General features: G+C 63.3%; 12 protein-coding genes. 7 read left to right on the forward strand and 5 right to left on the reverse strand.

Annotated elements, in window-relative coordinates; all coding sequences use genetic code 11:
* Window positions 1-4: 4 nt before the first annotated feature.
* The 4 genes from REH59_RS15260 to REH59_RS15275 all read right to left on the reverse strand — a co-directional run bounded on the left by REH59_RS15260 (window position 5) and on the right by REH59_RS15275 (window position 4,318).
* On the reverse strand, window positions 5-1,675 hold the full coding sequence (locus tag REH59_RS15260; RefSeq protein ID WP_014861067.1) for a DUF1302 domain-containing protein: 1,671 nt from the start codon (window positions 1,673-1,675) through the stop codon (window positions 5-7).
* Window positions 1,676-1,761: 86 nt separating this feature from the next.
* Window positions 1,762-2,886 (reverse strand): FAD-dependent oxidoreductase, encoded by a 1,125-nt coding sequence (locus REH59_RS15265; RefSeq protein ID WP_014861068.1) that lies wholly within the window; start codon window positions 2,884-2,886, stop codon window positions 1,762-1,764.
* Between the two features lie 139 nt (window positions 2,887-3,025).
* Window positions 3,026-3,373: a Rieske (2Fe-2S) protein gene (locus REH59_RS15270; protein WP_128573762.1), complete on the reverse strand. Its 348-nt coding sequence runs from the start codon at window positions 3,371-3,373 to the stop codon at window positions 3,026-3,028.
* 3 nt (window positions 3,374-3,376) lie between these two features.
* Window positions 3,377-4,318, reverse strand: coding sequence for a VOC family protein (locus tag REH59_RS15275; RefSeq protein WP_010954082.1), 942 nt, complete (start codon window positions 4,316-4,318; stop codon window positions 3,377-3,379).
* Window positions 4,319-4,594: 276 nt separating this feature from the next.
* Between REH59_RS15275 and REH59_RS15280 the strand changes: the two genes are divergently transcribed.
* From REH59_RS15280 to REH59_RS15310, 7 genes are all read left to right on the forward strand, one after another.
* On the forward strand, window positions 4,595-5,533 hold the full coding sequence (locus REH59_RS15280) for a LysR family transcriptional regulator (RefSeq protein ID WP_014861070.1): 939 nt from the start codon (window positions 4,595-4,597) through the stop codon (window positions 5,531-5,533).
* Between the two features lie 181 nt (window positions 5,534-5,714).
* On the forward strand, window positions 5,715-6,872 hold the full coding sequence (locus tag REH59_RS15285; RefSeq protein WP_014861071.1) for an alpha/beta hydrolase family protein: 1,158 nt from the start codon (window positions 5,715-5,717) through the stop codon (window positions 6,870-6,872).
* Between the two features lie 172 nt (window positions 6,873-7,044).
* Window positions 7,045-8,388 (forward strand): metal-dependent hydrolase family protein, encoded by a 1,344-nt coding sequence (locus REH59_RS15290; protein WP_014861072.1) that lies wholly within the window; start codon window positions 7,045-7,047, stop codon window positions 8,386-8,388.
* 2 nt (window positions 8,389-8,390) lie between these two features.
* On the forward strand, window positions 8,391-8,834 hold the full coding sequence (locus REH59_RS15295) for a GlcG/HbpS family heme-binding protein (RefSeq protein WP_049587911.1): 444 nt from the start codon (window positions 8,391-8,393) through the stop codon (window positions 8,832-8,834).
* Between the two features lie 226 nt (window positions 8,835-9,060).
* Window positions 9,061-9,666, forward strand: a complete 606-nt coding sequence (locus REH59_RS15300) for a helix-turn-helix transcriptional regulator (protein WP_014859558.1) — start codon at window positions 9,061-9,063, stop codon at window positions 9,664-9,666.
* Window positions 9,667-9,759: 93 nt separating this feature from the next.
* The gene (locus tag REH59_RS15305) at window positions 9,760-10,749 is read left to right on the forward strand and encodes a threonine/serine dehydratase (protein WP_014859559.1); all 990 of its coding nucleotides are present in this window, start codon (window positions 9,760-9,762) and stop codon (window positions 10,747-10,749) included.
* Window positions 10,746-11,693: an ornithine cyclodeaminase family protein gene (locus REH59_RS15310; RefSeq protein WP_014859560.1), complete on the forward strand. Its 948-nt coding sequence runs from the start codon at window positions 10,746-10,748 to the stop codon at window positions 11,691-11,693. Before REH59_RS15305 ends, REH59_RS15310 begins: the two co-directional genes overlap by 4 nt.
* Before the next feature lie 13 nt (window positions 11,694-11,706).
* On the opposite strand, the gene codA is transcribed toward REH59_RS15310, so the two are convergent.
* On the reverse strand, window positions 11,707-12,948 hold the full coding sequence (gene codA / locus REH59_RS15315; RefSeq protein ID WP_014859561.1) for a cytosine deaminase: 1,242 nt from the start codon (window positions 12,946-12,948) through the stop codon (window positions 11,707-11,709).

Genomic DNA, 12,948 nt, shown 5'->3' on the forward strand with positions numbered 1-12,948 from the left:
TCGGTCAGAAGGTGCGGCTGACAGTGAAGGCGATGAAGTCGCGGTCTTTGAGCGACTGTTCGAAGGTGTAGTGGTTATCGGCGTCGAGGAAGGTGTTCTCCGGGCCGTAGTAGTGCGTGTAGGTCAGACCCAAACTCCAGGTGTTGAGGTAGTTACCTTTCAGGCCGATGTTCAAGTCACCGCCATGATCGGTACCAAAACCGGTGCCCAGCGCCATCGACGCGCCGTTGGTGTAGCTCGCGCCGATCGGCACCGACAGGTCGAGACCCGGTAAGATCTGCCGGTACATCGGTTCGAACACCAGGCGCAGGCTGGTGGCGTCACGGTCGGCGTTAGGGTCAACGGCATCGGCGTTCTTGCTCACGCTCATCACCCGGTTCCAGGCGATTTCGCCGAGGAAGCTCGACTCGGCAGCGATGAAGTTCGGCTCCAGGCTGGCAAGCCAGGAGACGTTGGCGTGCAACGTGCGGCCGGTGGCGTAAACCGGGTTATCGTCATTGTCGATCGCCTCGCCCACGGCCAACGCATGCTGGTTGGTCGAGGCCAACGGCTGGTTCCAGCGCGTTGACAACTCACCGGCGAGGTTGAAGTTGCCAACGGTGGTGGAGAAGCTCGCACCGAACGCCTCGATACCCTCGGGATACACCCAGTAGAACTCGCCGGCCTTGCCGCTGACCGGGTCGAGGTTGGCGAAGTTCGGGCGTACATTGAGCTGCGGCGACTTGTCGTGGAAGCGGATGGCGTACAGGCCCCAGTCGACCGTCTCGGTGCGCCAGCGCACCTGCATGCCGCCCTGCCCTGAGTCCTTGGCTTGCTTGTCGTTGCCGTGGAAGAACGCCAGAGGTTGGCCACCGGGGAACACCGGCGCGCCGACGAACATGCGCTCGGCGCCATCACCGAAGAAGTCGTCTGTGGAGAAATAGCTGCCCGCTGCCGGCAGGCGGTTGGCCTCCCACTCGAACTGGTAATAGGCCCCCACCGACACATCCGGCGTCAGTTGGAGTTGTCCGGAAATCTGCTGTACCGGACGGATCAGTTCCTTGAACTGCGTGTTGGGTACCGACAGCCCCTTGACCACGTCCACCGGAGCCATGCCGCCAGCAATGCCGTTCATGCCAAAGAACAGGCTCTCGCCCCACTGCATGGCGTATTGACCCAAACGGCCGGACAGCGGCATGTCGCCGATCTCGGTCTTGCCGAAGATAAAGGCGTCGAGCAGCTCGCCCTTGCGCCCATGCAGCTTGCGCGTGTCGTCGGTGAACGCGTCGTAGTCGACCGAATAACTGTTGGCACGGCCAGGGTCGTTGTTGTCAGTCCCTTGGTTGTAGACATCGTCGTACCAGGCCGCGCCGCTGACCCGTGCGCCGACGTTGTTGTAAGTAATGTCCAGTTCCGACAGCAGGTCGAGGCGGTTGGAGATCAGGCCCTTGTCGAAGTTGCGGTCACCGTCGTCCAGGTTCAGCGCGGTCTGCCCTTGGGTGAGCTTGCTGCTCGCGTCCTGTGTACGCCAGGCGGCGCTGTATTTCAGGGTATTGTCCCAGCGCACCCGCAGGTCGGGGTTGCCGGTATCGAATTCAAAGGCCTGCGCCTGGCTTGCGGCCAGCGCGACAAGCGCCAGGCTGAGGGGCTTGAGCGCCGGTAACGGCCGTGTGAATGCACCTTTGCGAGTCAACATCGGGGTTTCCTCTTTCTTTTTATTGTGCGTCGGTGTTGGCATAGGGCCGGCGCGCCGACAAGGCAGGGCGTGCCGGGTACGGGGAGTCAGATCGGCTGCGCAGTGACCTCCAGCATGCGCTTGACCAGGCCGATGCGGTCGAAGGAAGGATCGCGCTGGATCTCCTTCACACCTGCCAGCAGGGACATTTCGCTGATGAACTTGCAGCGCTCGAAACGCCGGCCCATGAAACGCTGCAATTGCGCGTCGAGGCTGCCACCCGCGGTGAGTTCTTCGGCGAGCACCACGGCGTCCTCAATGGCCATGCCAGCCCCCTGCCCCAGGTGTGGCGTGGTGGCATGGGCGGCATCCCCGATCAGCAGCACTCGACCGCAGTACCAGGGTTCGTCGACAAACACCGCTTCAAGCGGCTTGTAAACGACCCCGGCGTTGTCGACGATCTGCTCGCGCAATTCGCCGATCAGCCCGCCGAAACCGGCCAGGCGCTGGCGAAGGCCATCAGCCAAAGCGGCCGGTTCCATCCAGGGGTTGCCCGGCTCGTGGGAGGTGGTGAAGAGGTACATCAGGTCATCGGCCAGCGGAACCAGCCCCGCGTTGCCAGAGGGCCCTTGGTAGTTGGCAAGGTGGTCGATACCTGCCGCACGCGGGAAGTTGTAGCGCCACACCGACTGCCCGGTGAAACGCGGCTGATAACGATCACCGAACAGCACGCTGCGGACTTTCGAGAACAACCCGTCGGCGCCGACCATCAGACCGTAGCGCCCCTGGCTGCCATCGGTGAACAGCACGTCCACTGCGCTGTCGTCTTGCTCGAAACTTTCCACCGAGGTGCCCAGGCGCACCTGGGTGCCCAGTTCGATGGCAGTTTCGCTCAACACCTTGTGCAGGGCGCGGCGCGAGATACCCACATTGGCCGGATACTGCGGACCGGCCAGGCGCTGGCCAGGGATGCGCGCCAGTTGCTGCCCTTCGGTGGTATAGATGGCCACGTCCTCGAAGGAGTAGGCGGCATCAAGGTAGGCTTCGAGCAGGCCCAGCCGGTGCATCTCGCGCACCACATTGCTCTGTTGAATGATGCCGACGCCGTAGACGGTCCACTCGGTTTTCAGCTCGACCAGATCGACGGCGACGCCCTTGCGGCGCAAGGCGATGGCGGCACACAGCCCGCCAATTCCGCCGCCCACGATCAACACGTTGTTCACAGTATCCATGGCATGTCTCACGTTTTGTTCTTGTTGTGCGCCCCGTCATGCGGGGCGGCCGTTTCCTGTGCCTATGCACAGCTTCCCGCCTGCGCCGGTCCATGACCAATCGCGTCGCGGGATGCGACCTATCGCGCGGCGCGATAGGTCAGCGATCGAGCTGCTCCAGCGGCAATAGCAGCCAGCCGTCCGCTTCCTTGTGATCGAGTGCCTCCAAGGCTTCGCCTCGGCAGGGGCCGTGAACGCAAGTGCCGTCTTCGGGCATGAAGCGCGCACCGTGGGCGTAGCAGACGATCCACTGGCCATCGGCGCTCAAAAAGCGGTTCTTGCGGTACTCCAGGGGCACCATCAAATGCGGGCACAGGTTGCGGTAGACGCGTACCTGGCCCAGGTACCGCAGGGCGAACAGGCTGTCCGCGCCCCTGCCCTGTGGGTCGAAACCGCGCGCGTGACCCTCGCCCAGCTCATCGAGCCGGCACAGCTCCACCCACGCCATGTTTCAACCCTGCTTCGCAGGCGGGCCGCTGGGTGCCCATTTCTCCCGCGAGGCGAACAGGAACAGCTGCGAGTTGTCGGCCGACATCGGCGCCTGACGCGCCGCCCATGCGTCATCGTGCTTGTCCATGTCGGCGTCGTACTCGATGTGGCAGCCCAGCGGGCTGTTGAAGTACCAGAACCAGTTGGAACCCAGCAGGTGTCGGCCCGGGCCCCAGAAGCTGGTCCAGCCTTGCTGCTGGAAACGCGTACCGGCCAGCAGGACCTCGGTGCCGCTGCCCATATGGAAGGTGAAGTGCTCGCAACCCTGCATGTGGGGTGGGGTCTGGATCATGAACAGGCAGTGGTGATCATCCATGGCGGCGGTGCGCATGAACGGGCCGACGCCGATGAAGCTGTCAGTGGTGACGAAGCCCAGGCGATCGCGGTAGAACGCTTCACCCTTGGCCGCATCGGGTACGAAGTACACCACGTGGGACAAGGTGCGCGGCAACGCCGGCATGTCCGGGGCAATGCCGAGCTGGTTGATCGGGCGCTGCGGTGCGCTACCGGGGGCGTTGGTAAGGTCGGCCGGCGCGTCGAAGGGGCGACGGCAGGTCACCTGGAAGGCAATGGCAAAGCCCAGGTCGTCGAAGGTGTGCAACGCGCCGCTGGCGTCGCGCCGTACTTCGCGATCACGGCCCAGTTCGTCGGCGATGGCCGCCAGATCGGTGCTCGAAGCGACGCCGTAAACGGTCTCGCGCAGCGATGGGGTCGGCCCGAGCGCCGGCGGCAAGCCAGGGTCGTCGCCGCGGCGGATAATGATCGAGGTGCCGTCCAGCGCCTCGAAACGGCCACCGTCGCCGTCCAGTTGAACGGCATCGAGGCCATAGTCACGCAGGCAATCGGCACAGGCCTGGATATCGTCGACGCCAAACACCAGCGCGTCGAGACCAAGAATATTCATGGCTACCACTCCATTGAAATTGTTATTCGGCGAGGCAGGTCACCGGTAATGGGTCGCGGCGGCACGTCGGCCGTACGACTGGCGTGCAGGTTGCTCGGTGGCGGGGTGGCGTGACCAATCGCGAGTCAGAATGCGAGGCATCGGCAATCGCGATACCTGGACCACAGCCCATGTGCTGTGGCGTTGGCTCGGTATCGTGGCTTGCAGGTCTTGACGTAGCGGCAATGCAGCGGGAAGGTATCGCGAAAATAACTACAAGAACCGAGAGCTATCACCATGCGCTTTCACCACCTGGACTTGAACCTGCTGGTTGCCCTGGACATCCTGCTCGAGGAGCAAAACATCACACGCGCCGCCGAGCGCCTGCACATGACTCAATCGGCCACCAGTGGAGTGCTGGGGCGTTTGCGAACGTTTTTCGAGGATGAGTTGCTGGTGCAGGTCGGCCGCAAGATGCAGCCCACCCCCTATGCTCTGGAACTGGCCAAACCGGTACGCGAGGTGCTACTGACCATTCGCGCCTCGATAACGGCCAAGCCGGTGTTCGATCCGGCCGCCAGCAAGCGACACTTCCGCCTGGTGACCTCGGACTACCTGATCAGTGTGGTATTCGCTCAGGTCATCCAGAAAATCCATCAGGAGGCGCCGCACATTACCTTCGAGATGATCGGCCCAGGCGACAGTAGCGCCGAATTGCTGATGCGAGGCGAGGTCGACATGATGATCGTGCCCGAGCGCTACCTCATCGAAGGCCATCCGGCGCAGCTGCTGTTCGAGGAAGATCATGTCTGCGTGGTGTGGCGCGACAACCCCTTGGTGGGCGAGCATCTGACACTTGAGCAGTACATGCAGATGGGCCACATTTCGGTGGGCTTTGGCCGCAACCGCCACTTGAGCATCGAGGACTGGTTCATGAACCAGTACGGCTTCAATCGGCGGCTGGAAGTCATCACCAACGACTTCAACACCCTGCCCCAGTTGTTGGTGGGCACCGTGCGGATCGCTACCATGCACCGCCGACTGGCCGAACTCTATGCCGGCTACCTGCCGCTGCGCCTGTTGCCACCGCCAGTGAAGATCCCGGTTATGCGTGAATTCATACTGTGGCACCGCAGCATGGACGGCGACCCCATGCACAGATGGCTGCGCGAGCGCATCAGCGATGTCATTCAGTGCGCCAGCACGCAGCCAGATGCTCTGCGCGCCACCGCCTGAGCGGCGGCCATCGCCCCAGACACCGCGACGGTGCTGGGGCATCGCGTTTCGCGATACCTCGCATCCCTGATCACGATTGGCCCCACCCTGCCCTGCCTGCGTACCTTGCCTTCAAACCGCGCCCTGCCTGCCTGTCGCTCAAGTGGGCGCCGGACTCCACGACCGCAGAAGGACAACAAGAATGTTCCGTTACTTCCCCACCAATTACGTCTGGAACCTCTCGGTGGACCTGGCCATTGAAATGGGTGCCCGCATGGGTGAAATCGAGGAAATGTGCGCACCGCTGCAGGAAGCCGCCAAACAGCCCGACGCCGCCGGCACCCAGGCCTTCCGGGAAATATGGTCGACCATGGCCGACAAGCTGTGCGGCTTGGCCGAAGAGGACGAAACCGCCGGCCGACGCTTGTCCGCCGGCGAAAAATACAACCGCGCGGCCACCTATTACCTCACCTGCGAACGCTTGCAGGCCCACGGCGCGCCGGGTCGTGCGGCCTTGTATCAGCGCTTCCTCGACACCTTCGCCCGTGGCATCGATTTGGCCAAGGAGAACTGTGAGCGCGTAGAGATCCCGTATGAAGGCAAGCACCTCTCGGGATTGCTGGTGCGCGCAGAAGGCGTGAGTGGCCCGGCACCGCTGCTGGTGCAAGTCAACGGGCTGGATTCGACCAAGGAAATGAAATACCGCGTCGGCCTGCCTGCCTGGCTGGCCAGGCGAGGCGTGTCGTCGCTGATTGTCGACCAGCCTGGCACCGGCGAAGCGCTTCGCCTCCACGGCATGACGGCACGCCATGACAGCGAACACTGGGCCAGCCGCATAGTGGACTGGCTGGAAACCCGCGCTGATGTCGATGCCAAGCGCATCGGCCTGGAAGGCGTTTCCCTGGGCGGCTACTACTGTCCGCGCGCAGTGGCGTTCGAACCGCGCTTTGCTTGCGGCGTGGTGTGGGGCGCCAACCACGACTGGCGCGACGTGCAGAAGCGTCGCCTGGAGAAGGAAGGCAACTTCCCGGTGCCACACTACTGGGCGCATGTGCAATGGGTCTGGGGGGCGAAGGACCTGGACGACTTCATGCGCATCGCCGAAAACGTACACCTCGACGGTGTACTCGACCGCATCCACGTACCGTTTCTGGTTACCCACGGCGAGAAAGACTCGCAGATCCCGCTCAAATGGGCACACCGCACCTACGAGCAACTGGTCAACAGCCCGAAACGCGAACTGAAGATTTTCACTGACCGTGAAGGCGGCGTGCAGCACTCGAGCTTCGACAACAGCATCAATGCCGGGCACTACATCGCCGACTGGATCGCCGAAACCCTTGGCGGCCACACGGCCTGATCGGCGCTGCCGGCCCTGGCTCCGACGGCGCCGATTGGCGCCGTTCTCGTTTCTGCGCCAGAGAGCGCCAAGTATCGATGCCATCGATACCTGGCCATCAATAGCATCTGTTGGTGCTGGGCAGTCACCACGGCCTAGCCTTGCACCAACCTCACGATGAGAGAGCTCACCAATGAGTGCCCTGCACCTGCACTGCTCTACCCTGTTCGACGGTACTGGCCTGCACACCCGCCAACGACAGACATTGATCATCGAAGGCGGCGTGATCCGCCATGTCGGGCCATCCGCCGAGGCACCCCGTCCGCAACCCGGCGACCGTGAAGCCCACGGCCAGTTCGTCATGCCCGGGCTGGTGGACGTGCACACCCACCTGGCGTTTGGCAATGCCCAGAGCGAGGAAGACATCGACATCTGGACCAGCGACGAGTTTCGCGCCCTGCGGGGGCTGTTCTTCGCTCAGCACGTTCTGGCTGCCGGCGTGACGTCCATGGTCTGCCCTGGCGACAGTGGCCAACTCAGCATTGCCGTGCGCAATACGGTCAACGCCGGACTGTTCGAAGGCCCCCGTATCGCGGCAAGCAGCCGAGTGATCACCAATCGACAGAGCCTGAACGACTGGTTCCCCAGCCGCGTCGGCGCCCCTGAGTACTTCACCGCCGCGCTGGTCACCAGCCGTGACGATGCCATTGCCCAGATCCGCAAGCAGGCCAAGGACGGCGTGGACCTGATCAAGATCGCCATGGACGGCACCCACCGCCGCCCCAACGGCGAAATCATCGCCGCTTTCACCGCCGACGAGACCCGTGAGATGGTCTACGAAGCTCATCGCCTCGGCTGCCGGGTGGCTACCCACGCCTATGGCCGAGAAGCGGTGATGTACGCGGCCAAGGCCGGCGTCGACCTGGTGTTCCACGCCTTCTACATGGATGACGCCTGCATCGAAGCGCTGCTCGAGGCTGGCAGCGTGCTCGCTCCGACCATGACCTTCCCGCAGAACACCGTGGACTTCTGCCAGCCCCATGACCCCGCGATCAGCACCGGCTACGCCGCCTACTGCGCCCGGACCCTCGAGCTCGGCGCGCCGGTACTCAAGCGCGCCAAGGCCGCCGGCGTACCCTTCGCCTGCGGCAGCGACAGCGGCTTTGCAGTGACGCCCTATGGCGAATGGCACGCTCGCGAACTGGAGCTGCTGGTACGGCACCTGGACTTCACCCCGGCCGAAGCGTTATTCGCCGCAACCCATGTCGGCGCACGCTTGATGCCGCGCGGCGAGACGCTCGGCACCCTGGAACCGGGCAAACAGGCCGACCTGCTGGTGCTCGACGGTTCGCCCCTGGACGACATCCGCATCCTTCAAGACCGCGCTCGGCTGCAGGCGGTGTACAAGGCCGGCGAGCCGGTACGGCTGCAACGCACCGCCTACAACCCCAAGCAGGTGTCGGACTTCAATTCGCTGAAATGGACCGACCTCTACACCCGCGACCGCGTGTCCGAACTCGGCAAATGGAGCCTGTGAACATGACAACGCTCAACTTCGAACTGGCAGTGCAACTGGCCGTCGCGACCCTGCACCAGGCACGCGCTTTGAACCTCAAGCCTATGGCCGCAGCGGTGCTCGACAGCGCCGGCCACCCGTTGGCGGTGCTGCGCGATGAGCAGGCCAGCTTCCTGCGCCCGCAGATCGCCACCGGCAAGGCCCGCGGCTGCCTGGGCCTGGGCTTCGGCGGCCGCGAACTGGCGCGCCGCGCCCAGACCATGCCGGCCTTCTTCGATGCTATCAACAGCCTCACCGGTGGCGAGGTGATTCCGGTCGCCGGCGGCGTTCTTCTGCGCGATGCAGAAGGCCGCCTGCTGGGCGCCATCGGCGTCAGTGGCGATACCTCGGACAACGATGAGCGGTGCGCGCTGCTGGCCATCGAAGCGCTAGGGCTGATCGGCGACAGCGGCGATCTTCAGCCCTGAGCCAACGCCTTGGCCTGCTCCACCAGCAATTGGCGGAGCCAGGCCAAGGCGAGGTCGCTCGCCGGCTGCGGATCCCACTGGAGGACTTGGGATGCTGCTGACGCAGCAATGGCCGAGGCGAACGGCTCGCAGCCAGGACTTGATCCTGACCCGGTAAAGCTCCGTCTTGTGCCCAGGATTCTCTAGGGCCAACATAGGCGATCTTCAATAGATCATTGGCTAATGCATGACACTGGAAAATTACCAGGCAATCGCTGAAAGCATTGCCCTGCTGCTGTACCCCCACGCGGAAGTCGTCATTCATGAGATACGCGCCCAGACAATCGTTCATATCGCCAATAATTTCTCACATCGCAAGCTCGGCGATGATTCAGCACTCGGTTCAGAACTGGGTGACCTTTTGAAGGGTACCAACCTTGGTCCCTACGAGAAGCTCAACTGGAACGGTCAGAAGGTCCGCTCGATCAGTGCTGTGCTGCACAATTCGCAAGGCGAAGCCGAGTATCTGATGTGCATCAATCTGAACGTGTCGGTGCTGGAACAGGCGCGTGTGGCATTGGATGCGTTCTTCCAGATGAGTCGGCTGGAGCCGCAACCGGATGCGTTGTTCCGCAACGATTGGCAGGAGCGCATCAACACCTTCCTGCAAGCGTGGCTGCAAGCGCATAACCTGTCGCTGCAGACCTTGAAGATGAAAGACAAGCGCAACCTCGTACTGGCCTTACACGCCGAGGGTGCATTCGAGGGGCGCAGCGGCGCCGATTACGTTGCCAACGTCCTCAGCATGGGGCGAGCCACCGTGTACAAATACCTGAAGGAAGTCAGGGCCTAGGCGGTATTGCCTGGCTGTAGGCACACGCCCTTGCTGCTGGTGGAATATTATTCTATTGTGGACAAGTTATCCATACGCCTGCAAGGACCCGTCATGCCAGCCACCCCGTCAGTTGATGCCCAGTTCCTTGATACGCTGCACCAAAACATTCAGGACGCCCATGCGGCGCTCCGCCCGGCCGTCAGCATTACCCCGCTCTTGCACAGCCCTCGTTTGTCGGCATTGACCGGCTGTGAAGTGCTGCTCAAATGCGAACACCTGCAGCACACCGGTTCATTCAAGTTTCGCGGTGCCAGCAACAAGATGCGCCTGCTGCCGGCCGAGGCGCGCAAGCAGGGGGTCATAGCTGCCTCTTCCGGTAACCATGGGCAGGCACTAGCCTTGGCCGGCAAGATGGCTGGCGTGCCAGTGAAGGTCTACACCACCACGGGCGCATCGGCATACAAAACAGAGGCAATGCGCATGCTGGGCGCCGAAGTGGTCTGCCTGCCCACCGACCCGCTGAGTGCAGAGCTGGAAGCCGCCAGGCAAGCCAAGGCCCACGGCGTACCCTTCGTATCCCCCTACAACGACCTGCAAGTCATTGCCGGCCAGGGCACCATAGGCGTGGAGTTGTTCGAGCAGGCGCCAGACCTGGACGCGGTGTTCGTCGCCGTGGGCGGTGGCGGGATGATTTCCGGTATCGGCGCCGCCCTGCGCGTCCTCAAGCCGGGCACTGAGATCATCGGCTGCTGGCCGGCGAATGACCCAACCCTGCAGCAATCACTCAAGGCCGGTGAAATCATCGAATTGGATGCCTGCGAAACGCTGTCGGATGGCACGGCTGGCGGTGTCGAGCCAGGCTCGATCACCTTCCCGCTTTGCCAGGCGCTGCTCACCGATACTGTGCTGGTCAGCGAGGACGAAATCCGCCGCGCCATGCGCGACATCGCCAGCAGTGAGCGCTGGATCATCGAAGGCGCTGCAGCGGTTGCGGTCGCCGGCATGCAGAAGCTCGCCGAACGCTATCAGGGCAAGCGTGTCGCGGTGATCCTGTGTGGCCGTAACATCCTGCTGGAGAAGTTCCTCGAGGCTGTTCAATGAGGGTCTTCAGCAAGGCGCAGATCATCGCTCGCTTCAACCCCGAGCTCGCGGTCAGCCAACTGGAGGAAGGCTTCATCGCCTACTCCGAAGGCAAGGTGCAGGTGCCGCCCGTGCAGGGCTTCGCATTCAAGGGCGCGAACGGTGACTGTTGCGTGAAGTCGGCCTACATCGAAGGCAGCCCGACCTTCACCGTCAAGCTTTCGACAGGCTTCTACGACAACCCGTCCAAGGGCCTGCCGAGCAATGATGGCTTGATGCTTGTGTTGTCTGCACACACCGGTCAGCCGCTGGCACTGCTGCAGGACCAAGGCTGGCTGACTGCCATGCGCACCGCATTGGCCGGGCGTATCGCCGCCCGGCTGCTGGCGCCGGCCCAGGTCAAGGCCATTGGCATCCTCGGCACCGGCATGCAGGCGCAGATGCAGCTTGAGCAGCTTCGCGCTGTTACTGATTGTCGCCAGGTGATTGTCTGGGGTCGGCATGAACGCGGGCTTGCGGCCTATACGGCATTTGCCCGCGAGCTGGGCTTCGCAGTGCACAGCACGCAGGATGCTGCCGAGGTTGCGGGCGCGGCAAACCTGATCGTCTGCACCACGCCTTCTCGCCAGGCGCTGTTGCACAGCGATTGGGTCCAGCCGGGCACGCATATCACCGCCGTCGGTGCCGATGCGCCCGGCAAGCAGGAACTGGACCCGGCACTGGTGGCCAGGGCGGACCGCATCATCGTCGACGCCATCGCGCAGTGCAGCCAGTACGGCGAAGTGGCCCATGCCCTCGGCAGTGGCCAGATCGACGCTCACCAGCTGATCGAGCTGGGTACGCTGCTGGCTGGCCGTGCCAAGGGGCGTGAGCACGACAGCCAGATTACCTTGGCGGACCTGACCGGTGTGGCAGTGCAGGATGCACAAGTCGCAAGCTACGCCCTGGCAGCCCTGTGCGCCTGAGGCGACAACAGCGTCAGCGCAAACGTTGCACCTGCGCTGGCGTGCGCTGCATCAGCACCTTGCCATTGCGTACCGATACCAACGCGTGCCCCTGGCTGCGCACCATCTCGTAATCATCTGGCGCCGACAGCAGCAACAGGTTCGCCGGCCGACCCACCTCGATGCCATAGCGCTCGCCCAGGTTCAGGGTGCGGGCGCTGTTGTCGGTAATCAGGTCCAGGCAGCGCTGCAGGTCTTCATAGCCGAGCATGTGACAGATGTGCAGGCCGGCTTCGAGAATGCGCAGGATATTGCCATTGCCCAGTGGGTACCACGGGTCGACGATGGAGTCCTGGCCGAAGCACACGTTCATGCCGGCGCGGTCGATCTCGGCCACGCGGGTCACGCCACGACGCTTCGGGTAGTTGTCGAAGCGCCCTTGCAGGTGAATGCTCTCGGTCGGGCACGACACGAAGTTGATGCCCGACAGCTTGAGCAGGCGGAACAGCTTGTAGCAATACGCATTGTCATACGAGCCCATGGCCACGGTGTGGCTGGCCGTGACCCGGGCCCCCATGCCGCGTACCCGCGCTTCTTCGGCCAACACTTCGAGGAAGCGTGATTGCGGGTCGTCGGTCTCGTCGCAGTGCACGTCCACCAGGCAGCCGGTGCGCTCGGCCAGGTCCATCAGGAACTTCACCGACGATACCCCCTGGTCGCGGGTATTTTCGAAATGCGGAATGCCGCCGACGACGTCGGCGCCAATCGCCACGGCTTCAGTCATCAGCGCCCGGCCGTTGGCGTACGACTCGATGCCCTCCTGCGGGAAGGCGACAATCTGCAGGTCGATCAGCTCCCGCACTTCGTCACGCACCTCGACCATGGCCTTGAGCGCGGTGAGTTTCGGGTCGGTCACATCGACATGGGTGCGCACATGCTGGATACCGTGGTCCGCCAGCATGCCGATGGTTTTTTTCGCACGGGTCTTGATGTCGTCGTGGGTGGTGATTTCCTTGCGCTCCGACCAGCGCTCGATGCCTTCGAACAACGTGCCGCTCATGTTCCACTTCGGCTCACCTGCGGTCAGCGTGGCATCTAGGTGAATGTGCGGCTCGACAAAGGGCGCGACCACCAGGTTTTGCCCGGCGTCCAGGTCATTGGCCGTAGCGGGCGCCACGACGTCGGTCTGGGGCACGATGGCGGCAATGCGCTCGCCGTTCAGTTCGACGCGGAACAGGCCAGGCTTGCCGCGCAGGCGTGCGTTGATGATGTTCAT

Source organism: Pseudomonas sp. BO3-4, assembly GCF_034044115.1.
GTDB lineage: Bacteria > Pseudomonadota > Gammaproteobacteria > Pseudomonadales > Pseudomonadaceae > Aquipseudomonas > Aquipseudomonas alloputida.

What these genes read in the sequence shown, in the direction of transcription:
- REH59_RS15295 (WP_049587911.1), top strand. Translation starts at nt 8,391, where the DNA reads ATGACAACGCTCAACTTCGAACTGGCAGTGCAACTGGCCGTCGCGACC.
- REH59_RS15265 (WP_014861068.1), bottom strand. Translation starts at nt 2,886, where the DNA reads ATGGATACTGTGAACAACGTGTTGATCGTGGGCGGCGGAATTGGCGGG.
- REH59_RS15260 (WP_014861067.1), bottom strand. Translation starts at nt 1,675, where the DNA reads ATGTTGACTCGCAAAGGTGCATTCACACGGCCGTTACCGGCGCTCAAG.
- REH59_RS15305 (WP_014859559.1), top strand. Translation starts at nt 9,760, where the DNA reads ATGCCAGCCACCCCGTCAGTTGATGCCCAGTTCCTTGATACGCTGCAC.
- REH59_RS15310 (WP_014859560.1), top strand. Translation starts at nt 10,746, where the DNA reads ATGAGGGTCTTCAGCAAGGCGCAGATCATCGCTCGCTTCAACCCCGAG.
- REH59_RS15280 (WP_014861070.1), top strand. Translation starts at nt 4,595, where the DNA reads ATGCGCTTTCACCACCTGGACTTGAACCTGCTGGTTGCCCTGGACATC.
- REH59_RS15285 (WP_014861071.1), top strand. Translation starts at nt 5,715, where the DNA reads ATGTTCCGTTACTTCCCCACCAATTACGTCTGGAACCTCTCGGTGGAC.
- REH59_RS15300 (WP_014859558.1), top strand. Translation starts at nt 9,061, where the DNA reads ATGACACTGGAAAATTACCAGGCAATCGCTGAAAGCATTGCCCTGCTG.
- REH59_RS15290 (WP_014861072.1), top strand. Translation starts at nt 7,045, where the DNA reads ATGAGTGCCCTGCACCTGCACTGCTCTACCCTGTTCGACGGTACTGGC.
- codA (WP_014859561.1), bottom strand. Translation starts at nt 12,948, where the DNA reads ATGAACATCATCAACGCACGCCTGCGCGGCAAGCCTGGCCTGTTCCGC.
- REH59_RS15275 (WP_010954082.1), bottom strand. Translation starts at nt 4,318, where the DNA reads ATGAATATTCTTGGTCTCGACGCGCTGGTGTTTGGCGTCGACGATATC.
- REH59_RS15270 (WP_128573762.1), bottom strand. Translation starts at nt 3,373, where the DNA reads ATGGCGTGGGTGGAGCTGTGCCGGCTCGATGAGCTGGGCGAGGGTCAC.